Here is a 23,657-nt window from a genome sequence, read left to right as displayed (position 1 = left end):
TTCCAACTTTGACAGGTGGAAGCTAGATGCTCCGCAAACAACATGTCAAGGTCGGAATATTGAACGAAAGTCCACCGCACCTCCGCCCTCGACGGCCCGAACGGGCCCCACCTGCAAGGACGTTGACGACCGCGCCCGGCCTCCACGCGACCTCCCCGCCCGGCACACAGGATCCACAGGGGTAGTTTTCGACCTGTCAATATTGGAGTGACACGGGTTAGGGTTGTCGGCATGAGCCTCCGCAACGCCCTCCTGGGCCTCCTCGTCTTCCGCCCCGGCAGCGGCTACGACCTGCTGAAGATGTTCGACACCTCGCTCGGCTACGTCTGGCCCGCCAAACAGAGCCAGATCTACGGCGAGTTGACGAAGCTGGACGCGACGGGCCTGATCAAGGTGACGGAGGAGGGGCCCCGGGGGCGCAAGCAGTACTCGCTCACCCCCGAAGGGCACGCGGAGACCGTGCGCTGGCTGACCGAGAGCCGGGAGAGCAGGCCGCAGCGCAACCCGATGCTTCTGCAGACCTTCTTCCTGGGACTCCTGCCGCGCGAGGAAGCCGTGCAGCGGCTCCTCGACCACGCGGAGACCTCGGCCAAGGAGCACGACACCCTTGTCGCCCTGCGGGACACGGAGGACTGGGACAAGGACATGCTCACCGTCTGCGGCAGGCTCGTCCTGGAGCACGGCATTCGCCAACGGGTCCTGGAACAGGAGTGGGCGCGCTGGGCCGCCGAGCAGCTTCGCGCGGGGCACGTCGTGGATCCCGACGGGGGCCCAACAGGCGCCCCCGGCAAGGAAACCGACGTGGCAGAATCAAGCGCCACGGGCACCGCAGACGCATAAGTCGCCCCGGCGGAGCGGCCCCTCAGGCGGAGGCCTCCTCGATGGGCAGCAGGTGGACCAGGCCGACCCTGTTGTCGTCGTCCGCCTTGATGTGGACGGCTCGCACTCTCCAGCGGCCGGCGGGCAGCGGGACCGGCGCCTCGGCGGGCAACCCGCCACCGGGGTACTCGATGCCCAGGTCGGCACCCGCTTCGGCGGAGTCCATGAGCACGGCCGGGCCGTCCGAGACCCATGTGCCGCACTCTTCCCACGGGGTGGCCGGGTCCGCGAGCACCGCCTCCGCCGGCGCCCTCAGACCGGCCTCGGAAACCGCGCCGAACCACCGCAGGAAGGCTCGGTGTTCCGGCAGATAGCAGCTGGCGGCCGGCTCGTCCGCCAGCACCAGCGCCTGCGCACCGCTCTCGCCGACGGCTGTCACGCCGACCGGATCGTCCACCGCGCACGCCCGGTCGTAGTCGTCCGGAGCCGTGCCGTCGCCCGCCATGACCCCGCTCTCCGTGCATCCGTGCCAATCGGCCAGCGCGGAGACGGGGACGGCTACCAGGGGCCCACCCATCGACTCCACCCACACAGGCGAGGTGGGTGACAGATCGGTGGCGGCGGGCGGGATCGAGTCCATGCCGCCAGTGTGCCGGTGCCCACTGACAACACCCTCGGGAAGGCGCGGCCCAGCCACCCGGTGCGAACATTCCTGCCGCCTCCTCCCCCGGACGCCCCCGAGGACACCGACCCCCCTCGTTTCGGAGAATATATCTCCACTTTCTTCGGCCCCGGAAGCCCCACGTCCCGCCTCTCCGGGACGAACGGTGAAAACCCCTTCCCACCTGGGGCGATGCCGACGCCGAGCTGACCGCCGCGCGGCGAATCGGCGCCATCGAGGCCGCGCAGAGCGCGTTTTCCACTTCGGTTCGATCCCTTGACAGCCCCAACCGGGCGTTCACAAACTACCGACCATTCGGTTGACAGGCCCGGGTCGGACACCCTGGCTGTCGACATTCCAGAAGGGTGATCACCATGGCTGAAGAGTCGCTTCACGCTGCCCAGAGCCCGCCGGTGCCCACCGGCAGCACGTCCCACATCGGTCACGCGACAGCCGTGGGAGCGGCCGGGTTCGCGTGGTGCTCGCTGATCCTGGGCCTGCACACCGCCGGCGTCATCGACGCGGCCGACGGCACGATCGTGCTGGCGGGGACCTTCTTCTACGGCGGCATCGTCCAACTCGTCGCCGGCTTCTTCGCGTTGGCGGCCGGGGCGACGTTCGCGGCCTCCTTCCTGACGGCGTACGGGGCGTTCTGGCTCGGCTACACCGTCATCGAGTTCTGGGCGGCACCGCACATCGCGGGCAACGCGGCAGCCGCGGCAAAAGCTCATGGGGCCACGGCGGAGGCCGCGGCTGCTCAGGGCGGTCACGCGGTGATGCAGTCGCTGGGGCTGTTCCTGCTCGCCTGGCTGGTCGTCACGCTGGTCTTCGCCGTCGCGAGTCTGGGCACCAACGCGGTGACCGTGACCGCGTTCGCCCTGCTGACGCTGACGATCGTGCTGCTGGTGATCGCCTACCTGGGGGCATCGAGCGCGGGCGTCCCGAGCGATTCGGTGCTGCACACGGCCGGCTATGTCGAGATCGCGCTGGCCGCCGTCGCCTTCTATCTGGTGCTGGCCGAGCTGACCAACGAGGTGCGCGGACGCGTCGTGTTCCCGCTCTTCGCCCTGAACCGCGGCCGACAGGCCGTCCCGCAGACGGCGTGACGAGGACGTGACGAGGACCCCTTCCCCACCTCAAGGAGCCGCATGAAGAAGTCCAAGGCAAGAGACCGGCTGAAGCCGCCCCACGGATACTCCGCACTCGGCAGCACCGCCGCGGTGCTCCTCCTGGTCGCGGCCGGACAGACCACAGCCACCGCCCTCCCCGCGCACGCGGCCACCTGGCAGCCGCCCGCCGCCGCCTACGCGGCGAGCGCGCCCGTCCACACCACCGTCACCATGGACGACGGTGTGAAGATCGCCGTCGAGGTCGTCTATCCGACCGACCCGAGCACCGGCGCCCGCGCGTCGGGCCCGTTCCCGGTGCTCCTCACCCAGAACCCCTACGGCACCCAGCGCTCCGACCCCACCGACAACGGCACCTACTTCGTGCAACGGGGCTACATCTACGTGGCCTCCGCGGTGCGCGGCACGGGCGACTCCGGCGGACAGCTCGACTGGTTCGGCGACCGGCAGGGCAAGGACGGGGCCGATCTCGTCGACTGGGCAGCACACACTCTCTCGGGCTCCAACGGCAAGGTAGGGCTCGACGGTTGCTCCTACCTCGGGGTGAACCAGTGGTTCACCGCGGCGGCCGTGGGCAAGAACTCCGCGCTCAAGGCCATCACACCGTTCTGCACCGACTCGGACTTCTACAACGACCTCACTGCCAACGGCGGTATCCCCACCCCGTTCGTGGCCGGCATCGCCCAGGCCGAGCCGCGCGGTCCCGAGGACGATCCCGCCACCGACCCGCAGTCGGTGACCATCGCGCAGCAGGCCTCGGGCGGTTCACGCTCCTACGACGACGCCTACTGGCAGGCCCTCGACGTACAGAAGCTCATGCCGCGCATCGTGGCCAACAACATTCCGGCGCTGTCCGAGGCCGGCTGGAACGACCTGTTCCCCGGCGGGAACCTGGGCGCCTACGTCGCGGCCCAAAACGCCTACTACCACAGGCCGTTGACGGATCCGATCGCATCGGACGAACCCGTCACCGGCCGCTACCAGGCGATCGTCGGGCCCTGGACACACGGAGAACACGTCAACGAGGCGACGCTGCAGGCCATTCGCCTGGAGTGGTTCGAGACCTGGCTCAAGAACGCGCCCACGGGTATGGCCGACACCTCGACTCCCCTGCACCTGTTCGAGAACGGCGCGAGCAGTTGGGTCGACAGCGCCGCCTGGCCACTGTCCTCCGACGCCCGCACCTACTACCTCGGCGACGGCACCCTCACCACCGGCAAGCCGTCCGGACAAGGAAGCGACACCCTCACCTGGAGTGCGGCGACCGCGGCCGACACACTGACCTACACCACCGCCCCGCTCAGCAAGGCGGCCCTGCTGAACGGCCCGACCGACGTCACCCTCTACGCCAGGTCGACGACACCGGAGACCGAACTCTCCTCCAAGCTGAGCATCGTCGCACCGGACGGGACGGTGACCAAGCAGGCCGACGGAATCCTCCTGGGCAGTCAGCGCGCGGTCGACACCCAGGAGAGCTGGTACGGCGGGAACGGCACCCTGCTCAAACCGAGCCACCCGTTCACCCAGGCGTCACAGCACCCGGTGACCCCGGGACAGACGACCAGGTACGACATCTCACTGCTGTCCAACTTCACCAGGATTCCGGCCGGTTACCGCATCCGGATAAGCATCGACAGCCAGCCACCGGCGGACTTCCACTTCCCCGTCGCGCCGACCCCGCAGGAGTCGGCCGACCTGGCCGGCGGTGTCTACACGATCGAACGCTCCCCGCTGGCCGCCTCATTCGTCAACCTGCCTTTGACAACGCCGAGTTCGGCCACTCCCAGCCGCGAGGACTGGGGACCGTCCTCCTGACCACCCGGACGGCAGGTCTGTTCGTACGGCAGACCTGCTACTCCGCCGTCGGGGCCGGCCGGACCAGCCCCATCACCTGCTCCACCGTCACGTTGCCCAGGCTCGGTGTCGTCAGGGGAAGGTTGTCGGGACGATCCCGGACGCCGTTCAGCAGGATCTCGAGGCAGCGCCGCCAGATGTCGGGCCGCCTGCCCTGGGTGAACTGGCTGGCGGCGCTCAGCATCTCCACCATGACGGGGATGTCGGAGGGAGCGATCTCCGGGCGCAGGTCCCCACTCTCCTGGGCCCGCCGGATCAAGGCCTCCAGAAAGGGGAGCATGCCGCCCCGCGCGGTCTCCAGGGGCTCGGAACTGTGGCTCCCCAACATCATCACTTCGTGCAGGCCGCGGTTCTCGGCGAGATCGGCCCCCATCTCGGTGAGGAAATCGACGAACCCCTGCCACGGATCCGGATGAACGAGCGCCCGCTCGGCGGACTGCTGCCGGATCTCCAGATCCTGCTTGAACAGGGCCCGTACGAGGCTGTCCTTGTCGGGGAAGCGCCGGTACACGGTGCCGACCCCGACGCCGGCGTGCCGGGCCACGTCGTCGAGCGTGACCCCCAGCCCGTGCTGGCCGAAGACCTCCCGCGCGGCACGCAGGATCTTCTCCCGGTTGAGGGCGGCATCGCGCCTCAGCGGGCGGTCGCCCTCCGTCGGACCATCAGCCCCAACACCCTCAGCCATGCCGACATGCTAGCCCCGTTGATCACGGGCAGGTTTACCTTCGGCGTCCCGCACCCCGCGGAAAACGTTCCAACACCCCCCGAGGTAGACTTTCCGCGCCCATGAGGACCCTGTCGTGCCTGGTCGCACGGCTGTCAGAGCGAGGGGGGTGGACGTCATCCAGGTTCGCCCCGCCCGTATCCAGGATGTCGCGGCCGCCGCGGGAGTCTCGGTGTCCACGGTGTCGAACGTCCTGAACCGGCCGGAGCGGGTCAACGCCCGCACCGCCGAGCGGGTCCGTGACGCGGTCGCCGCCCTCGACTACGTACCGCACCCGGGAGCCGCCGGTCTGCGCACCGGACACTCCTCCTCGATCGGGCTGGTACTGCCCGACGTGGCCAACTCCTTCTACTCGCGCATCGCACGGGGCGCCGCCGACGCGGCCTACGACCACGGATACTCGCTCGTGCTCTGCGACAGCGGAGACGATCCCGAGCGCGAGCAGGGCTACTTCACGATGCTGGTCGAGCAGCGGGCCGTCGGGGCGGTGGTGGTCCCGCTCGGCGCCGATCCCACCCGCCTCACCCGGCTGCGCGAACGCGGCATCCCGCTGGTGCTCGCGGACCGCGCGCTGCCGGTCCAGGACGGCTGTTCCGTCTCCGTCGACGACATCGCCGGGGGCCGGATCGCCGTACAACACCTCCTGGACCGCGGGGCGCGCGACATCCTCGTCGTGAACGGCGAGCGCGGGATCGTGCAGTGCGCGGACCGCCACCAAGGCGCCCGCCAGGCCGTCCGCACCCAGCGCGAGGCGCGGCTGCGCCAAATCGTCGCCGACGAGATGACGGTGGCGTACGGCCTGGAGATCGCCCGCGGCCTCGACGAACTGCCCGACGGCGTCTTCTGCACCAACGACTTCCTCGCCGCCGGGCTGTGCCGCGGACTGGGCGAGCGGGGGGTGCGCATACCCGAGGAGGTGCAGGTGGTCGGCTACGGCGACCTCGACATAGCGAGCTTCGTGGGGACGACCCTGACGACGGTACGCCAGCCGGTCGAGGAGCTGGGCCGGGCGGCCGTGGGGATGCTGCTCGACGAGGTGGAGGCCCGCGCCGAACACGCCCACGAGACAAGGGTGTTCGCCCCCGACCTCGTCCTGCGCGACTCCACGCGGGCCCCGTCAGACCGGAGTTCGTAGCGTCACGGGCCCCATCAGCCCGGACGCGAGCTGGGACGGGAAGGCCCAGGCGGTGGGAGTGGCCTCCGCCAGATAGGGGGCGAGGGTGTTGTTGACCGTCACCTCCAGACGGACCGTCCGCCCCGCAGCGCCCGGGAGTTGAAAGCGGTACGGGGGACAGAACGCCTCGCCGACGCACTCCCCGTCGAGAGCGACCGACACGCTGCCGCGCACTCGCCCAAGGTCCAGCACCGGGTCCGCCCCGGCCGTCACCTCCACCTCCCGCGAGTACGTCACCCCACCGCTCCAGCCGCCCAGCCCCAGCAACTGCCAGTCCCCCAGCGGCAATCGCGCCGGCACGGTACGGACGCGCACCGGTCCGCGCCAGGCGGAGCCGCCTCTCAGGACCGCCGTGGGCTCGGTGACGATCTCCAACTCCGTTGTTTGCGCCAGCGGTTGATCCAACGTCAGCGTCGCGCCGTCGAGCGGTCTCTCGACACCGTCACCGACCCGCACCCTGGCCGCCAGCTCCAGCGGCAGGTCCAGCGCTACGGTGCCCGGCGGCACGGTGAAGCGGAAACGCTGCGCGCGGGGCCGGACAGTGTCCGTCGACCGCAGGGGCAGTACGGCGGTACCGAGCACCGGCGCGCCGCTCAGCCACTCGGTCTCCGGCAACGGGTGCGGTCGTACGGCCGCGTAGCAGTGCTGCAACTCGCCCCACCGGCCGTCGTGTTCGACGGTCCGGCCGCGCCACGCCCCTGTCTCGACCTCCCAACCGGCCCCGCTGGTCAGGGAGTTCACCGCGGACTCCGTGCGGGCCACGCAGTCGACGAACACCGCCTCGCGCGGGTGGACGGCGTCAGCCACCACCTCCAGTACGTGTTCGCCTTCTTCCAGGGTGAGTTGATGACGGAAGAACATCGGCACGGCGCCCCAGTCGGACTCGTAGTACTCCGCCTTCTCCTGGCGTGCGACCACCGCCCCGTCGAGCAGCACAGTGACACCCACCGCGGCACCCACGACGAGTACCGCCTCTCCAGCGGCGCGCAGACGCCCTCGATACGTCACCCCGCCCTGCGGTCGTACGCCCTCGGGCAGGCACATGAACTGTGGGCGCGAGGAGAATCCGTCCGGTCGGGTCAGGCAGAAGTAGCTGCCCAGGGGTGTGCCCGCGGTGCCGGAGATCAGCAGCGGTCTGTCCTGGGCGTCGGCCAGTTCGTATTCGAGGACGTTGCGGGGCCGCTCGACCGTCACGCGTGCGGTGGTGAGGTATCCGGTGGCGGTGTCGAGGAGTTCGCCGTTCCACCACACCCGTTTGACGGCCGCGGCGCCCACGTGCAGATCGGCGGGTCCGCGGTGGTCCGTCTCGACGATCGCCCGGATCCTGGCGACCGTCCCGGGTCCGGGCGCAGGGACGCGCACGAACTCCTCGGGCACCAGACCCTTGTTGCCGAGAAGGCCGTCCGGTTCCGGGATCCCTCGGCTCGACGAGTACAGCGAGACCTGCCAGTCCTCGTCCGAGGGGGTGAGGGGGAGGGTGTCGGCAAGGACTCGTTCGACACCGGGTCCGTCCAGCGGTTCGGGGGCCCGGGCGGCCGGTGTCGGCGGCAGGACGCGGACCCGGTTGCCGTAAGTCGCCCGAGTGGATTGCCAGTTGGCGTCGGGGCCTTCCGTCTCGGTCCAGTGCGTGGTCCAGATCTGCGGTGCGGCTACGGACGAGCCCGCCGGGAGCGCCAGGTCGCCCCAGGTGTTGTCCATGGTGGGGACCAGGCGGCCTTCCCAGCCGTCCGAGAGGTCGGTCGTCCGCTCCGCGCTCGGTGGTGGTGCGGCCGTCCGGGGCGTCCGCGGGGTGCCTTCGCGCCATACGACGAGGACGGCGGGGGCGCCCTCCAGTGGCACCGCGATGGTCGAGCGGCCCTCGCGGACCGTGATGTCCGCCTGCTGTCGGGTGCCGGTCGCCGGGTTCCAGATCTCGGCCTCGGCGACCTCGGCGCGCACGGTGACGGTCGAGTGGCGGGCGTAACGGGCGGGGTCGGCCTCGTGGTTGGCGTCTCCCGGCAGCATGCGGGCGTCGGGGAAGGCGCCCGTCACCAGGGCGACCGCCTCAACTCCCTTTCTCCTGACGAGGAGTGGCATCTCACCGGTGGCGTGTCCGGCGTTGTCCGCCACCGTCGTCGCGCCGGCCTCGGCGTCGCTCGCCCGCTCCAGTCGCGGGTGCTTCAACAGGGCCGCGACGACGGAGTCGTCACCGGCCAGTCCGGCGGCCGACGCGGGCGGACGGCCCACGACCACCACCCGGCCGCCCGTGTCGAGGAGTTGGGTGAGCCGACGTGCCGTCTCCTCCTCCAGGACGCTCGCCGAGGGCAGCAGCACGGCGCGATAGGCCAAGTCCCTTACACGCAGGGCGCCTTCGGTTGCCGTGGCGCACTGCACGGAGGCGTCGTCGATGATGTCGTAGGAGATCCGGTGGCGGTCCAGTGAACCGACGCGCGGGCCGAGCCAGTTGTTCGTGCCGCACAGGCCAAGGTAGTGCTCCTGGGTCTCGTCGACGTCGGCGTGCTCGTCGCCGAGGCGGCCGTCGCCGAAGTGGTGGACGGGTGCGTCGAGCGGGAGGAGTGCCTGCATGGTGGCGGTGGGGTGCAGGACCGCGACGTCGGCGCTGTAGGTGCCCCAGGACATGATCGAGCAGATGCGGGCGACGGCGCGGGAGAACGCCGGGTACTGCTGCCAGTAGGGCTGGCGCCAGTCGGTGGACGGCGGTGCCCACTCGAACCAGCCGCCCGCGGTGCCGAAGTAACTGGCGTGCGGGTTGTACAGGTTGGCGCCGCTGCGCAGGAACGGCAGCAGCCAGTCGTAGGTGTCGGCGAGGGTGCCGCCCCAGCCGGAGGAGTGGAACGCCTCGATCCAGACGCGTTCGTGGCCGTACAGGTGGGCCATGGAGGAGTGGACCTTGGAGTCGCCGTGGTGGTCGCTGCCGACGGCGCCGTACCAGCGGTGGGTGCGGAAGTAGTCGGTGTAGATCTGTGTCGACTGGGCCGGGAACCCGGCTCGCGCGGGGTTGCTCTGGTCGGCTCCGACGAGCATGCCGCGTTCCGCGTGCCAGACGGCGAGGGGCTTGAAGAGGGCCTCTTCCGTGAGTTCGGCGCGGACGGCGTAGTAGTCGGCGCGGATCTTCGCCGCGCGGGCGTCCGCCGGGCCGAACAGGGCCGGCAGGTGGTCGAGCAGGTCGTAGCCGCGGCGGGCGCGGAACTCCTCGGGGAAGCGGGGGCTCCAGGAGTTCGTGGCGGGCAGTTCGTCCTGGAAGCTGCCCGCGATGACGTTGCCCAGGTACTCGGGGACGCGGCGGTCGTACTCGTGGTGGACGGCGTCCAGCAGCAGTTCCCCGGCATGCGGGGAGAGGTAGTCGAAGGCCGTGGGGACGGCGACGACGAGGCGTACGTCTGTGCCGTCCGCTGCGGCGATCCGGAAAGTGCCGGAGTCGGGATCCAGGGACAGCCGACGGCCCGTCAAGTCGTAGGCGGCGACCAGGGTTTCGGCACCCTGCGGGGCGACCGTGCCGCCCGAGACGGTGGCCCGGCGGGAGCGCAGTGCGCGGCCGGTGGCGGTCAAGTGCCGTCGGGTGACGGCGCCTTGGACGTTGGCGCCGGAGAAGCCGATCTGGTCGTAGAGCCACAGACGGGTGCCGATGTCCCGGGCGATCCGGCAGGTGTCGGTGAAGCGGTCCCACCACTCCTCGCCGAACCACGGGGGGTCGTCGGTCCGGGCGCCGAAACTCGGGCCCGCCGGGGCCAGGTTGATCACCACGAGGTTGTGGACGCCGCCGTCCGCGAATCTGCGCAGTTGCCGGTCGAGACGCTCGCGGGTGACCTTGGCGCCGGACCACCACCACAGCGGGGTGGGGCCGAAGTCCCGGGGCGGGGCGTCGAAGAGCTGCTGGAGCGCGGGAGAGATCACGTCGGCGGTCCTTCCGAGTGCGGCTCGGTCACCCATACGGATCAAAAACGTTTTTGGTCGACTCAGTCGTCTGCCACCTGCAATGTTGGCACCGGTGGCGGGGAGCGGGAAGAAGGCTGACACTTCTTCACGTCGAATGGCGCAAGGGGACTTGTTGGAACGTTTTCCGAACCCTATATTCACTGCGACCCCGGCCCCCGAGCCGCGAGGAGCCGCACCATGAGCCGATTCCTGCCCGCTGCCCAGGCACACCCGGAACAGCCCATCCCGAAGCACTTGTGGAAGGTCGCCGCCCTCTCGGGCATGGCCTCCTATCTGGACGCCGCGCTCATCGTCAGCATCGCCGTCAACCTGGCCATCTACCGCGACAGTTACGACATGGGCGTGTGGATGGCCGGGGCGATCAGCGCGATCGTCACCGGTTGCATCGCCGTCGGCTCGCTCGTCGGCGGCCGGCTCGCCGACCTGTTCGGGCGCCGCCGCGTCTACAACCTGGACATCCTCTGCTACGCGGTGGGCGCGATCGTCATCACGCTGGCGCCGAACGACATCGTGCTCTTCGTCGGCGTGCTCGTCGCGGGGCTCGCGGCCGGTGCCGATCTGCCGACGTCCCTGGCCGTCGTCTCGGACGCCGCGCCTCCCGAGGGCCGGGCGCGGCTGGTGTCCTTCACCCAGGTCATGTGGGTGCTGGGCATCGTCGTCGTGATCTTCCTCGGGTATCTCCTGTCCGACACCGGCCTGACCGGGGCGCGGTTCATCACCGGCCATCTGGTCGTCGCCGCACTCGTCACCTGGCAGCTCCGCTCCCGGCTGGAACTGCCCGACGAACCGACCGAGGAGGAGGTGCCACAGCAGGCCGTGCCGCGTGGCATCGAGCTGAAGAACATCTGCAACCGCGCCGCGCTGGTGCCGATGGTCGCGACCTTCGTCTACTACGTCACCTGGGGCATCGGCGCCAACACCTTCGGCCAGTTCGGCACTTACCTGCTGGTCACGGTCAGCGGTGCCTCGCAGAGCCTGGCCACCGGGATCAACCTGGCCTTCCTGCCCATCGCGCTGGTGCTGACATTCGTCTTCGTCCGACTCGCCGACACCCCCTGGCGCGACCGGCTCTTCTACGTCTTCACGGTCGTGCAGGTCCTCGCCTTCTGCATCGCCTCCCTCACAGCCGGCGCACTCGCCGGCATGCTCGTGTTCTTCGTGCTCTACCAGATCTCCAACCCCTTTGCCGGGGAGGCCAGTTACAAGGTGTGGTCGCAGCTGACGCTGCCCCCGGACACCCGCGGCACCACCCAGGGCCTCACCTACGCCCTGTCGCGCGGGGTCTTCGCGGGCGTCGCCTTCGTCACGCCCGCCCTGATGGACTACAGCGCCTCCGTCCTGCTCTGGTCGATAACCATCTGCATGGCGGCCTCGGGCGTCGCGGGCGTGTACGTCATCCACACCCTCATCCGGCGTTCCCCCGAGGCAACGGCCGCTCGGGTCAAGGGACTCGGCGTGGCACGGACCTGAGTCCACACCGGAACCCGGAAGGAACACCCCGCATGACTACGACCGACCCCCTGACCGTGACCGCGGAACGCGCCGCGGTCCTGCGTGAGTTGCTCCCCCCGGTGTCCCGCCGCCGCACCCGGATCGGACTCGTGGCGGGCGGCCTGGGCGCCTACTGGCCCCAATTCCCGGACCTGCTCCCGCAGTTGAAGGAGTCGTCCGCGTACGTCGCCGAGCGTTTCCAGCGGCTGGACGCGGAGGTGACCGACGTCGGCTTCATCTCCGACGCGGTGGAGGGAGCGGCAGCGGCGGAGCAACTGCGGCGCGCGGACTGCGATTTGATCGTGCTGTTCCTGACGACGTATCTGACCTCGTCGATGGTGCTGCCGATCGCCCAGCGCTCGCACACCCCCGTCCTGGTCATCGACCTCCAGCCGTCCGAGCGGATGGACCACGCCTCCTTCGACACGGGCGCCTGGCTCGCCTACTGCGGGCAGTGCCCGGTGCCCGAGGTCGGCAACGTCTTCCGGCGGGCCGGTATCCCGTTCCGCTCGGTGTCGGGCTGGCTGCGCCAGGAGTCGGCCTGGCGACGGATCGAGCAGTGGGTCCGGGCGGCGCACGTCCGGGCCGCGCTCCGGCACGCCCGGCACGGTCTGATGGGGCATCTGTATCCCGGCATGCTCGACGTGTCGACCGATCTGACACTGCTCCCGGCGACGTTCGGCTCACATGTCGAGGTGCTGGAGTTCGACGATCTACGGCAGCGCGTGGAGCGGGTGAGCGAGGCCGAGACCCGTGAGCGGACGGCTCTCGCCCGGCGGATCTTCGCCGTGGACGACAGCGTGGTCGACGAGGACCTCACGTGGGGGGCGACCGTGTCGGTCGCGCTGGACCGGCTCGTCGAGGACTTCGGCCTCGACACCCTCGCCTACTACCACCGCGGTCTCGACGGCGAACTGCACGAACGGCTCGGCGCCGGCATGATCCTGGGTGCCTCCCTGCTCACCGCCCGGGGTGTGCCGGCCGCCGGCGAGTACGAACTGCGCACCAGTCTCGCCCAGTTGGCGACGCAGAGCATCGGCGCCGGGGGTTCCTTCACCGAGATCCAGGCCCTCGACTTCGAGGACGGGGTGGTGGAGATGGGGCACGACGGGCCCGCGCACCTCGCGGTCAGCTCCCGTGACCCGCTGCTGCGCGGCCTGGGCGTCTACCACGGCAAGCGCGGCTGGGGCGTCAGCGTGGAGTTCGACGTCCAGCACGGTCCCGTGACCCTGCTCGGCCTGGGCCAGGACGCCGACGGCTCCCTGTCGTTCATCACCTCCGAGGGCAGCGTCGTACCCGGACCGCTGCTCGCGATCGGCAACACCACCAGCCGTGTCGACTTCGGCCGCGATCCCGGCGAGTGGGTCGACGCGTGGAGCGCCACGGGCGTCGGCCACCACTGGTCCCTCGCCCTCGGCCACCACTCCGCCGACTTCCGCGCCGCCGCGAGCCTGCTGGGCATCGAACACCGGGAGGTGTGAGGGCGGTCGGGTCAGTAGGGCGCCTGGATGCTGTGGTTCGCCAGCGCCACGGAGTAGCGGGTCAGCAACGCGTCGAGGCCCGCCAGCAGAAGCCCCGCAGACTCCCCCGCCTCGGCGAGGTCGCCGCGCTCGCAGGCCTCCACCACCTCGGCCACATCGCTGCGGAGTATGTGCAGGGAGTCGCCCTGGATCAGCACACCGGGGAACCGGCGCCCGGGCAGACGGACCACGGCGTCGTTCCCGCCGTCAGTGAACAGCTCTACGTCAACGCGTTCCATGGCGCCATCCAACCCGACAGCACCGCCCGACATCAACGAAGTTGTACGCGGGGCACGTTGGGCTTCACCGAACTCTTGCCCCGTCCTCGTCGTCACGGTCGCGCGGATCCGCCGCCCGCCACACCGGCGTACGGTCGCTTCCCCGGCGCCCCGTCCCGGCCGCGCACCCAGAAGAACAGGACCACCGAGGACACCGCGGCCACCGCGCACCAGGTCGAGACGAACTCCAGCTCCCACAAAGTCCAGCAGACGAGCGCGCCGACCGTGACCAGGATCCCCAGCACCAGCAGCCCGCGGTCGCCGGACAGCAGCAGCGAGCCGACCGTCGCCACGAGGTAGCCGGCGATGACCAGTTGAGGATGGGAGAGGTCGACGACGTACCCGACGGTGTGGCCGCGGATCTCGGACGTCACCGGATGCGCGACGAGGGCGTAGGCGAGTGCCGCGGCCGTGGCCGCCCCGATCGCCAGCAGTACGGCGATCCGGGGCCGGGCCTGCGGTGGCGCGGCGCACCACACCCCCGCCGGGACCCACACCGCCAGCAGCGGCAGGGCGATGACGGCCCAGGTGACGGTGGCGGCACCGGTGCCTCCGCCGGCGGCCCACACCAGCGACTCGACGATCTGATGGACACCGAGCAGCCACGGCAGGGCGGCCAACGGCAGATCGGCCGGCCGACGGGTCCGGGCCACACACGCCACCCCCACGGCGAGGACCCCCGCACCCGCGACGAGATCGGCCTTCGCACTCCAGCACATCGCTCCCCCACGTGATCGGTCCGCATCCGCCTGCGCCACTGTTCACGCTACGTCTCCGCCCCGCCATGTGCCGGGCGACATCACGGCCGCGGCGCGCCGTGATCACATGTCCGCGCGCGCTCTTTCAACCCCCCGCCCGCTCAACGCACCCACCCCCCGGCCCAGTTGACGGACGTGCCCCGAAACCACCCCCGGCCTGCGCGCGAGCGTCCTCCCGTGATTGGCTGACCCCGCCCACCGCACACCGTGCGCACGCACAGGAGGACATCGCAGCCATGAGCAACGCCTACACGTTCGAGTACAAGGTCGTCAGCTTCCGGGAGTCGCTGATCGGCGACGCGCTGGACAGCGACAAGCTGGAGAAGGTCCTGAACAAGCACGCCGAGGACGGCTGGGGTCTGAAGGCGATCACCGCCGCCGACGTCAAGGGCCGGATAGGCCCCGGCGCCGTCGAGGGCCTGCTCCTCACCTTCGAGCGACCCCGCGCGTAGCGGCGGGCGCAGCGCCTGACTGGCCGGGCGGGGCGCCGGAGGGAAACGGCGACCGTCTAGCGCCGGTGAGCGGAACTCGGCGCGTCCAGCCGTGAGGCGGAGAAGGGCGTGCCGGGCCCGCGTCCACGGCATGATCCGCCGGACAGGACCTGCGCGGCAGCCGACACGGGACGCGTGCCCCGCGCTGCGGCCGACTCCGTGCGCGGGGCGCGGGCCGGGAGTCGTAGGCGCCCAAGACCCGGAAGCAACCCGGCGGGCGCCGGAATCTCCCCCGACTTACGCGGAATCAGCTCCGTCGGCATCACCACCCGCCGCGGCGGCGACGCGTCCCCACGGGCCCGAGCGAACAACAGATCCGCAGCATGCGCCGCCCGACCGCTCCCCCGCCACAGACGACTCCGCGCAAGGCGCAGGCCTGCAGCCATCAGCCCCGAGAACCCGGAAGCAACCCGCCAGACCCCGGAACCTCCCCCGACCCACCCGGAATCAACTCCGCCGACATCACCACCCACCACAACGGCGACGCGTCCCCACGGGCGCCAGCGAACAACAGATCCACGGCCCTCGCCGAGCGAAGCGTGCCCGGCCCCGCGTCCGCAGCACGAGCCGCCCGACCGCTCCCCCGTCGCAGACGACTCCGCGCAAGGCGCAGGCCTGCAGTCGTCAGTCCCGAGAACCCGGAAGCAACCCGCCAGGCCCCGGAATCTCCCCCGACCCACGCGGAATCAGCTCCGTCGGCATCACCACCCGTCGCGGCGGCGACGTGTCCCCGTGGATGCGGGCGAACAGCAGATGCGCGGCGTTCGTCGCGAGGGCGACCGGGTCCTGTGCGATAACGGTGACCGGCGGGGTCAGCTGCGCGGCCAGCGCGAAGTCGTCGAAGGCGATGAACGCGACGCCAGCGGGCAGCACCGGCAGCGCGCCCAGCGCGAGGACCTCGTTGCCCGCGAGCACGGCCGTGGGCGGTTCGGGCGTGGAGAGGATCGCGGTGACGGCCCGGGCGGCGTCCGCGCCGGAGCCGAGTCCGTGCCGTACGAGTGCCGGGTCGGCGTCGATGCCCGCGGCGCCCAGGGCGGCCAGATAGCCGCGGTGGCGTTCGCCGAAGGTCCAGATCTCCCGTCGGTCGCCGAGGTAGCCGATCCGGCGGTGGCCGTGTGCGACGAGATGGCGTACGGCCTGTTCCACCGCGCCGAAGTTGTCCACCACGACGGTGTCCACGTCCAGGCCCGGTGCCGCCCGGTCCACGCACACGATCTTCGTGCCCCGTGCCTGCGCCGGGCGCAGAAATCGGTGGCTGCCCGCGGCCGGGGTGAGGATGAGACCGTCGACGCGACGGGCGGTGAAGGCCGCGACGACCTCCCGTTCGCGGCGCGGGTCGGCGCGGCTGGAGCCGATGAGGACCATGTTGCCGCGCCGGTGGGCGATGTCCTCGATGGCCGAGGCGACGGCGGCCATGAAGGGGTCGGCAACGTTGTCCACCATCAGTCCGATGGTCTGGCTCAACTGGTCCGTACGGCGCAACTGCCGTGCCACGTCGTCGCGTTGATAGCCCAGCTTGCGGACCGCCGCCTCGACGCGAGCGGCGGTGCGGGGCGCCACGCCCGCCTCGCCGTTGACCACCCGGGACACCGTCATCACGCTCACGCCCGCTTCCGCGGCCACGTCTTTCATCCTGGGACGACCGGCCACGCCACGTCCTCCAGATCTCGTCGCGCGCGACCTGACCGACGGCCGATGACATGCGCCCGAACCGTGTCCGTCACGACCCTTGACGCCCACTCATGGGCCTCTCAGAATCGACGAACTGTTAACGATACCAACCAGAAAGCACAGCATGGCCTCTGCAAGGGAACCACTTCTCGCGGCACATGGTGTGGTCAAGCGTTTCGGCCATGTCCAGGCGCTCCAGGGCGCCGACTTCACGGCGTACGCCGGTGAGGTCGTCGCACTGATCGGTGACAACGGTGCCGGCAAGTCGACGTTGGTGAACGTACTTTCCGGTGTGCTCACCCCGGACGAGGGCGAGGTGCGCCTGGACGGGGTGCCGGTCCGGTTCACGGGCCCGATGGACGCGCAACGGCACGGAGTCGAGACCGTCTACCAGGATCTCTCGCTGGCGCCCGATCTGGACGCGGCGGCCAATCTCTACCTCGGCAGGGAACTCGTGCGCGGGGGTCTGCTCGGCCGCCTGGGCGTGCTCGACCGGCCCACGATGCGGCGCGAGGCGATCGCGGCCTTCGGTGAACTGGGAGTCGAACTGAAAGATGTGACGGCTCCTGTGACAACGTTGTCGGGAGGGCAACGGCAGTCCGTGGCCGTCGCCCGCGCGGTCGCCTTCGCCAACAAGGTCATCTTCATGGACGAGCCGACCGCCGCCCTGGGCGTCGTCCAGCGCGCCCGGGTCCTGGAGACCGTGCGCAGGGTGGCCGACCGGGGCATCTGCGTCGTCCTCATCAGCCACAACATGCCCGAGGTGCTGTCGGTCGCGGACCGGGTCGAGGTGCTGCGGCTGGGCCGCCGGGTCGCCTCGTTCACCGCGGCCGACGCCACGATCGAGAAACTCGTCGGCGCCATGACCGGGTCCCTGGACGAGCCCGCGCAGAACGGGAACCACGGCGCGACCGAAGCGGAGGACGGCCGATGAGCGCCAACAGCCAGGACATCAAGCCGGCGGCCAAGGCGCCGGACGTGCCCCCGTCCGACGGCGGAAGGTTCGCGATACCCCCGTGGCTGCGACGGGCCGCCGGCATCAGCGAGTTGTGGACCTTCGTGATCCTGGTCGCGCTGGTCGCGTTCTTCACCATCGCGGCGCCGGGCAAGTTCTTCACGCAGTACGACCTCACGCAGATCGCCGTGAACGCGGCCATCTATCTGGTGCTCGGTGTCGGCATGACGTTCGTGATCATCACCGCGGGCATCGACCTGTCGATCGGTTCGGTGCTGGTGCTGGCCGCGGTCGCGGCGGGCGAGTACAACATCCACCACGGCGGACCCGCCTCCAGCTGGGGCACGGTCGCCGTCTGTGTCGTCATCGCCCTTGCGGTGGGCGCGGGTTGGGGCGCGTTGCAGGGGGCGGTGGTGGCGACCGGGAAGGTGCCGCCGCTGATCGTGACCCTGGGCGGTCTGGGCGCGGCGCTGGGCATCGCCGAACTGGCCACCGGCGGCCAGGACCCGGCCGGTGCCGCCGCCACCCACCTCCAGAACAGCCTGGGCTTCGGCAAGTTGGCCGGCATCCCCTGGATGGTGATCCTGGCCGCGGCGGTCACCGCCCTGTTCGGCGCGGTGCTCGGCGCCACGAGGTTCGGCAGCCACACCCTGGCGATCGGCTCCAACCCGACCGCCGTCCGGCGCGCGGGCATCCCGGTGGGCCGCCATCTGATCATGGTGTACGGCCTGATGGGCCTGCTGGCCGGTCTCGGCGCGGTGATGTGGCTCGCCTCGTACGGGACGACGTCCATCGCCGGGCACTCCACCGACAACCTGAAGGTGATCACCGCGGTGGTCCTGGGCGGTACCAGCCTGTTCGGCGGGCGGGGCTCCGTGCTCGGCACGGTGATCGGTGTGTTCATCCCCGCCGTGCTGACGACCGGGCTGATCGTCATCGGCGTGCAGCAGTACTGGCAGGACGTCGCCGTCGGTGTCGTCCTGGTCGCGGCCGTCTACATCGACCAGATGCGCCGGAAGACCCGAGAGCGTGCGTGACCCCCTCCCCGACCTTCGCCCCAACCCTCGTACGACCCTGGAGGACAGCCTTATGTCGAGCATTCGCATCACGCGCAAAGTACTGGTCGCCGCGGGCACCGTGCTGGTCCTGACCGGCGCCGCCGCCTGCAGTTCGTCGAGCGACAGCGGCGGTTCGGGGTCGAAGGGGGGTGCCTCCGGGAAGAAGGTCCGGCTGATCACCGGCGTGAAGAGCGACCCCTTCTACATCACCATGACCTGTGCGGCGCAGACCGAGGCCAAGGCCAAGGGCATGGACTTCTCGGCGGACGGTTCCGCGCAGTGGGACGTGTCGGTGCAGCGGCCCCTCCTCGACTCGGTGGCGGCTTCCCGGCCCGACGGGCTGCTGATCTCGCCGGTCGACGTCAGCGCGCTCACCCCGTCGCTCAAGCAGATCCAGTCGGCCGGGACGAAGGTCGCCCTCGTCGACACCACGGTCACCGATCCCTCGATCGGTATGACCCGGATCTCGTCGGACAACGAGAAGGGCGGCCGGGTGGCGGCCGACGCGCTCGCCAAGCTGATGAACGAGAAGGGCTCGGCGATCGTCATCAGCGTCAAGCCCGGCGTCTCCACCACGGACGCCCGCATCAAGGGCTTCACCGAGGAGATGAAGAAGTACCCGAACATCAAGATGCTGCCCACGCTCTACGACAACGACCTGCCGGCCACCGCGGCCTCCCAGATCCAGTCGACGCTGGCGGCCCACCCGGACCTCGGCGGTGTCTTCGCGGGCAACACCAACACCGGTACCGGCATAGCCACCGGTCTCAAGCAGGCCGGCAAGCAGGGCACGGTGAAGGTCGCCGCGTTCGACGCCGAGCCGGACGAGGTCGCCTCCCTGAAGGCGGGCACCCTCCAGGTGCTGGTCGCGCAGGACCCGGCGGCGATCGGCAAGGAGGCCGTCGACCAGCTGGCCGCGGCCTTCGAGGGCAAGTCGGTCCAGAAGTCGATCGGCACCAACATGGTCGCCATCACCAAGGCGAACATGGACCAGCCCGAGATCAGCAAGTACTTCTACAAGGCGGGCTGCTGACCGGCCCGCGAGAACAGGTTCTGCCGGGCATCCCAGCGCTTCCGGGGTGCCCGGCAGAACTGCTCCCGCAGAGGGACTTTGCATGACCATGCGCGAGCGTGCATAATCTTCCTATGTCTAAGGTCCTCACCTCCCTCCCCACCGGCGAGCGCGTCGGCATCGCCTTCTCGGGCGGACTCGACACCTCGGTCGCGGTCGCCTGGATGCGCGACAAGGGTGCCGTCCCCTGCACCTACACCGCCGACATCGGCCAGTACGACGAGCCCGACATCGCCTCGGTGCCCGGCCGCGCGCAGGCCTACGGCGCCGAGATCGCGCGTCTGGTCGACTGCCGTGCGGCGCTGGTCGAGGAAGGTCTGGCCGCTCTGACCTGCGGGGCGTTCCACATCCGCTCCGGCGGGCGCGCCTATTTCAACACCACCCCGCTGGGCCGTGCCGTCACCGGCACCCTGCTGGTCCGGGCGATGCTCGAGGACGACGTCCAGATCTGGGGCGACGGCTCGACCTTCAAGGGCAACGACATCGAGCGGTTCTACCGCTACGGCCTGCTCGCCAACCCGCATCTGCGGATCTACAAGCCCTGGCTGGACGCGGACTTCGTGACCGAGCTCGGCGGCCGCAAGGAGATGTCGGAGTGGCTGCTCGCGCACGAGCTGCCCTACCGCGACAGCACGGAGAAGGCGTACTCCACCGACGCCAACATCTGGGGCGCCACCCACGAGGCCAAGACGCTGGAGCACCTGGACACGGGCGTGGAGACCGTGGAGCCGATCATGGGCGTCCGCTTCTGGGACCCGTCGGTCGAGATCGCCACCGAGGACGTGACGATCGGCTTCGACCAGGGCCGCCCGGTGACGATCAACGGCAAGGAGTTCGCCACCCCGGTCGACCTGGTGATGGAGGCCAACGCCATCGGCGGCCGGCACGGCCTGGGCATGTCCGACCAGATCGAGAACCGGATCATCGAGGCGAAGAGCCGCGGCATCTACGAGGCACCGGGCATGGCCCTGCTGCACGCCGCCTACGAGCGGCTCGTGAACGCGATCCACAACGAGGACACCGTCGCCCAGTACCACAACGAGGGCCGGCGCCTGGGCCGACTGATGTACGAGGGCCGCTGGCTGGACCCGCAGGCCCTGATGGTCCGGGAGTCCCTGCAGCGCTGGGTCGGCTCGGCGATCACCGGTGAGGTCACCCTGCGGCTGCGGCGCGGCGAGGACTACTCGCTGCTCGACACCACGGGCCCGGCGTTCAGCTACCACCCGGACAAGCTGTCCATGGAGCGCACCGAGGACTCGGCGTTCGGCCCGGTCGACCGCATCGGCCAGCTGACCATGCGCAACCTCGACATCGCCGACTCCCGCGCCAAGCTGGAGCAGTACGCCGTGCTCGGTCTGATCGGCAGCGGCAACGCGGCGATCGGCGCCGCGCAGGCCGCCGCGACCGGCCTCATCGGCAGCATGCCGGAAGGCGGCGCCGAGGCCATCGCCTCCCGCGGCGAGGTCTCCGAGGACGAGGTGCTGCTGGACCGCGCCGCGATGGAGTCCGGCACGGACTGACCGAACTCCTGGGATCAGTACCGCCGTTGGGCCGGTTCGACGCGTTCGCCGTCGGGCCGGCCCTTCGTCGGTCGGGGTGCGAACCGGGGCCCGCGTAACCTTCCCCCGTGACCACAAGCGAGACGGTCGGCCTGAGTGTCGACGCGATGATCGAAGACCTCCGGACCCTCGTCGAGGTCGAGTCCCCCTCCCGTGACCTGGACGCCTTGCGGAAATCGGCCGAGACCGTCGCCGCCGTCGTCGAGGGGCGGCTCGGTGGCCGGGCCGAACTCGTCGACAGCGAGGGCGGGCCACACGTCCACTGGTCCGGCGGCGGCACACCCCTCGTGCTGATCCTCGGTCACCACGACACGGTGTTCCCGCTCGGCACTCTTGAGCGCCGCCCGTTCCGGGTCGAGGACGGTCGCGCGACCGGACCCGGTGTCTTCGACATGCTCGGCGGTCTGGTGCAGGCGATCCACGGGCTGGCCTCGCTCGAGAACCGGTCCGGCGTCGAGATCCTGGTGACCGCCGACGAGGAGGTCGGCTCCCACTCCTCCCGGGCTCTCATCGAGGAACGCGCCCTGGCCTGCGGTGCCGTGCTGGTGGTCGAGGGCGCCGCCGACGGCGGGGGTGTGAAGACCGGCCGCAAGGGCTGCGGCACCTTCGAGGTGTCCGTCACGGGCCGGGCCTCGCACGCGGGACTCGAGCCCGCCGCCGGGGTGAACGCCCTGGTCGAGGCGGCCCACCAGGTGCTGGCCATCGCGGAGTTGGGGCGGCCCGAGGTCGGTACGACGGTCACCCCGACCGTCGCGTCGGCGGGCACGCTGGACAACGTCGTACCGGCGGCGGCGACCGTCGTCGTGGACGTCCGGGTCGAGTCGGCCGAGGAGAAGGAGCGGATCGAGTCCGCGTTCGCGGCGCTGACCCCGCGTCTGGACGAGGCCGTGATCACCGTACGGGGAAGTGTCGGCCGGCCGCCGATGCCCGAGTCGGCGGCGGCCGGACTGTTCGCGGTGGCGCGGCGGCTGCTGCCCGGTCTCGAGGGCAGGGCGGTCGGCGGTGGCAGCGACGGCAACTTCACGGCCGCGCTGGGGGTGCCGACGCTCGACGGACTGGGCGCGGTCGGGGGCGGGGCGCACGCCGACCACGAGTATCTGGTGGTCGCGTCGATGGCCGAGCGGGCCCGTCTCGTCGCCGGGCTGGTGGACGCGATCCGGAGTGTTTGATCCCTGGCATGTCAGAAGCGCCCGGACGGCATCAACCGACCGGCGAAGAGCCATACTTGACCATACGGGGGATTGTCCCGTCCTGGCCTGAATCGGGAGAGCGGCATCCGGTGAGCAGCATCAGCAAGGTGGCGGGCAAGGTCGAGGTACGGCTCCGCTGGGATCCGAGTCCCTGGGGCAGCCGGCCGTGCCGGCTGGACATCATCGCGGCGACCTACACGGCCGACGCCCCGCACGGACGTCCGGTGTACGTCGTCAACTCCGAGAGCCGCTCGCCGGACGGCACCATCAACATGAGCCGGCACAGCGAGACAGGTCAGGGCTACGGCGACATCGAGGTGATGGTGCTGGAACTCGACCGCCTGGCCACGTCCTTCGGGCGGGTGGTCGTCGGAGTGGCGATCCATCAGAACGGCGGGACGCGGACCTTCGGCGATCTGTCGCACGCCAGGACGCAGGTCGTGGAGGGTTACAAGGAGTTGCTGTCGGACGACTTCGCCGGGGTGGGCGGGTCCACCGCGGCGACGGTCGGCGAGTTCACCAAGGACGCCTCCGGGGACTGGGAGTTCCGCCCGATGGTGCGCGGCTTCGACAGCGAGCCGGTCGGCTTCAGTGCGGAGATGGGCAGCGTGCCTCAGGCCTGACCGGCCGGTCCGTCTTGAAGTGCGGGAGCAGCGTGGCGGCCGTGGGCCGCCGGTGGCGCAGTTCGTGGACCAGACCGAGGACGACGGCGGTGCCCACCGCGACGAGGTGCTCGCGGCCCGCCAGGTTGGGCTTCACGATCGACTCCCACACCATCGAACCGCCGGTGAGGAAGAACACGACGGGCGCGCGGCGGACGACGGCGAGATAGGTGAACAGTCCTACGACGGCTGCGGACGGCCCGGTGTCGAGGACGTGCCCGATCTCGGGCCGCAGTCCGATGCCCCCGCAGCCGGGCCCGATCAGGAGCATGACGCGCACGGTGAGGGTGCCGGCCAGTGTGGTCGCGTAGGCGACGACCAGGGTGCGCACCCGGCCCAGTGCCAGTTCGGCGAGCGCGAAGGCCAGGAACAGCTGGGTGATGCCGGCCCACACGGGCAGGTCGAGGGCGGGCACGTACAGCGATATCGGAGTGCGCAGCAGGGCGAGCCACAGCGGCAGGTCGCCCTGGACCCCGCCGAGGTGCCGGACGATCGAGGCGCCGCCCGGCCGCTGTGCCAGCGCGTGGAAGAAGATGACACCGAAGGCGGCGACGAACGCCAGGGACATACCCGGCAGTCCACGCCGCAGCAGCTGTCGTACGGGATCGACGACGATGCCCTGCCATTCACCCCGCAGTGTGCGCCAGATGAACACGC

Annotated in this window: 20 protein-coding genes; 13 read left to right on the top strand and 7 right to left on the bottom strand. The window is 70.4% G+C overall.

The annotated features are described in order from the left end of the window. The first annotated feature begins 231 nt into the window (after nucleotides 1-231). Nucleotides 232-840, top strand: coding sequence for a PadR family transcriptional regulator (locus SSP08S_RS13825; protein ID WP_019068198.1), 609 nt, complete (start codon nucleotides 232-234; stop codon nucleotides 838-840). Between the two features lie 22 nt (nucleotides 841-862). Here SSP08S_RS13825 and SSP08S_RS13820 read toward each other — a convergent pair whose 3' ends face one another. Beyond that, nucleotides 863-1,459, bottom strand: a complete 597-nt coding sequence (locus SSP08S_RS13820; RefSeq protein WP_019068197.1) for an Imm21 family immunity protein — start codon at nucleotides 1,457-1,459, stop codon at nucleotides 863-865. 395 nt (nucleotides 1,460-1,854) lie between these two features. Here SSP08S_RS13820 and SSP08S_RS13815 point away from each other — a divergent pair, with 395 nt between their 5' ends. Beyond that, nucleotides 1,855-2,586 (top strand): GPR1/FUN34/YaaH family transporter, encoded by a 732-nt coding sequence (locus SSP08S_RS13815; protein WP_051105899.1) that lies wholly within the window; start codon nucleotides 1,855-1,857, stop codon nucleotides 2,584-2,586. Nucleotides 2,587-2,628: 42 nt separating this feature from the next. Next, nucleotides 2,629-4,422, top strand: coding sequence for a CocE/NonD family hydrolase (locus SSP08S_RS13810; protein ID WP_019068195.1), 1,794 nt, complete (start codon nucleotides 2,629-2,631; stop codon nucleotides 4,420-4,422). A 37-nt stretch (nucleotides 4,423-4,459) separates the two neighbouring features. Here SSP08S_RS13810 and SSP08S_RS13805 read toward each other — a convergent pair whose 3' ends face one another. Then, nucleotides 4,460-5,146: a TetR/AcrR family transcriptional regulator gene (locus tag SSP08S_RS13805; RefSeq protein WP_019068194.1), complete on the bottom strand. Its 687-nt coding sequence runs from the start codon at nucleotides 5,144-5,146 to the stop codon at nucleotides 4,460-4,462. A 148-nt stretch (nucleotides 5,147-5,294) separates the two neighbouring features. Between SSP08S_RS13805 and SSP08S_RS13800 the strand changes: the two genes are divergently transcribed. Continuing rightward, nucleotides 5,295-6,320, top strand: a complete 1,026-nt coding sequence (locus SSP08S_RS13800; protein ID WP_019068193.1) for a LacI family DNA-binding transcriptional regulator — start codon at nucleotides 5,295-5,297, stop codon at nucleotides 6,318-6,320. On the opposite strand, the gene SSP08S_RS13795 is transcribed toward SSP08S_RS13800, so the two are convergent. Next, a complete protein-coding gene (locus SSP08S_RS13795) occupies nucleotides 6,303-10,253 on the bottom strand; it encodes a glycosyl hydrolase (RefSeq protein ID WP_026178467.1) in 3,951 nt (1,316 codons plus the stop codon). The two genes, SSP08S_RS13800 and SSP08S_RS13795, sit on opposite strands and share 18 nt — an antisense overlap. A gap of 219 nt (nucleotides 10,254-10,472) precedes the next feature. Between SSP08S_RS13795 and SSP08S_RS13790 the strand changes: the two genes are divergently transcribed. Both SSP08S_RS13790 and SSP08S_RS13785 read left to right on the top strand, forming a co-directional pair. Continuing rightward, on the top strand, nucleotides 10,473-11,765 hold the full coding sequence (locus tag SSP08S_RS13790) for an MFS transporter (protein ID WP_019068191.1): 1,293 nt from the start codon (nucleotides 10,473-10,475) through the stop codon (nucleotides 11,763-11,765). A 32-nt stretch (nucleotides 11,766-11,797) separates the two neighbouring features. Beyond that, on the top strand, nucleotides 11,798-13,267 hold the full coding sequence (locus SSP08S_RS13785; protein ID WP_019068190.1) for an L-fucose/L-arabinose isomerase family protein: 1,470 nt from the start codon (nucleotides 11,798-11,800) through the stop codon (nucleotides 13,265-13,267). 11 nt (nucleotides 13,268-13,278) lie between these two features. Here SSP08S_RS13785 and SSP08S_RS13780 read toward each other — a convergent pair whose 3' ends face one another. Then, on the bottom strand, nucleotides 13,279-13,545 hold the full coding sequence (locus SSP08S_RS13780; RefSeq protein WP_019068189.1) for a DUF6959 family protein: 267 nt from the start codon (nucleotides 13,543-13,545) through the stop codon (nucleotides 13,279-13,281). Between the two features lie 92 nt (nucleotides 13,546-13,637). Beyond that, a complete protein-coding gene (locus tag SSP08S_RS13775) occupies nucleotides 13,638-14,303 on the bottom strand; it encodes a DUF6629 family protein (protein ID WP_019068188.1) in 666 nt (221 codons plus the stop codon). Between the two features lie 275 nt (nucleotides 14,304-14,578). Between SSP08S_RS13775 and SSP08S_RS13770 the strand changes: the two genes are divergently transcribed. Next, complete coding sequence (locus SSP08S_RS13770; RefSeq protein WP_019056094.1) at nucleotides 14,579-14,794, top strand: DUF4177 domain-containing protein; 216 nt, start codon at nucleotides 14,579-14,581, stop codon at nucleotides 14,792-14,794. A gap of 663 nt (nucleotides 14,795-15,457) precedes the next feature. On the opposite strand, the gene SSP08S_RS13765 is transcribed toward SSP08S_RS13770, so the two are convergent. Beyond that, nucleotides 15,458-16,465 carry a LacI family DNA-binding transcriptional regulator gene (locus SSP08S_RS13765; RefSeq protein ID WP_026178466.1) on the bottom strand — a complete coding sequence of 336 codons (1,008 nt, stop codon included), beginning with the start codon at nucleotides 16,463-16,465 and terminating at the stop codon, nucleotides 15,458-15,460. Between the two features lie 163 nt (nucleotides 16,466-16,628). Between SSP08S_RS13765 and SSP08S_RS13760 the strand changes: the two genes are divergently transcribed. The 6 genes from SSP08S_RS13760 (at nucleotide 16,629) to SSP08S_RS13735 (ending at nucleotide 22,961) form a co-directional block, all read left to right on the top strand. After that, nucleotides 16,629-17,438 (top strand): ATP-binding cassette domain-containing protein, encoded by an 810-nt coding sequence (locus tag SSP08S_RS13760; protein WP_051105898.1) that lies wholly within the window; start codon nucleotides 16,629-16,631, stop codon nucleotides 17,436-17,438. Next, nucleotides 17,435-18,496 (top strand): ABC transporter permease, encoded by a 1,062-nt coding sequence (locus SSP08S_RS13755; RefSeq protein WP_019068185.1) that lies wholly within the window; start codon nucleotides 17,435-17,437, stop codon nucleotides 18,494-18,496. Before SSP08S_RS13760 ends, SSP08S_RS13755 begins: the two co-directional genes overlap by 4 nt. A gap of 52 nt (nucleotides 18,497-18,548) precedes the next feature. Beyond that, nucleotides 18,549-19,550, top strand: coding sequence for an ABC transporter substrate-binding protein (locus SSP08S_RS13750; protein ID WP_019068184.1), 1,002 nt, complete (start codon nucleotides 18,549-18,551; stop codon nucleotides 19,548-19,550). 113 nt (nucleotides 19,551-19,663) lie between these two features. Continuing rightward, nucleotides 19,664-21,109 (top strand): argininosuccinate synthase, encoded by a 1,446-nt coding sequence (gene argG, locus SSP08S_RS13745; RefSeq protein WP_019068183.1) that lies wholly within the window; start codon nucleotides 19,664-19,666, stop codon nucleotides 21,107-21,109. Between the two features lie 146 nt (nucleotides 21,110-21,255). Next, entirely contained in the window at nucleotides 21,256-22,317 is a 1,062-nt protein-coding gene (locus tag SSP08S_RS13740) for a M20 family metallopeptidase (RefSeq protein WP_051105903.1), read from the top strand. 110 nt (nucleotides 22,318-22,427) lie between these two features. Beyond that, the gene (locus SSP08S_RS13735; protein WP_019068181.1) at nucleotides 22,428-22,961 is read left to right on the top strand and encodes a TerD family protein; all 534 of its coding nucleotides are present in this window, start codon (nucleotides 22,428-22,430) and stop codon (nucleotides 22,959-22,961) included. Here SSP08S_RS13735 and SSP08S_RS55280 read toward each other — a convergent pair. After that, complete coding sequence (locus tag SSP08S_RS55280; protein WP_019068180.1) at nucleotides 22,927-23,655, bottom strand: hypothetical protein; 729 nt, start codon at nucleotides 23,653-23,655, stop codon at nucleotides 22,927-22,929. The two genes, SSP08S_RS13735 and SSP08S_RS55280, sit on opposite strands and share 35 nt — an antisense overlap. Nucleotides 23,656-23,657: the final 2 nt, after the last annotated feature.

The sequence above is a fragment of the Streptomyces hokutonensis genome (assembly GCF_000376565.1).
Lineage (GTDB): Bacteria > Actinomycetota > Actinomycetes > Streptomycetales > Streptomycetaceae > Streptomyces > Streptomyces hokutonensis.
Note: the sequence above shows the minus strand (reverse complement) of the source record. Positions and strands in the feature narration are given on the sequence as shown.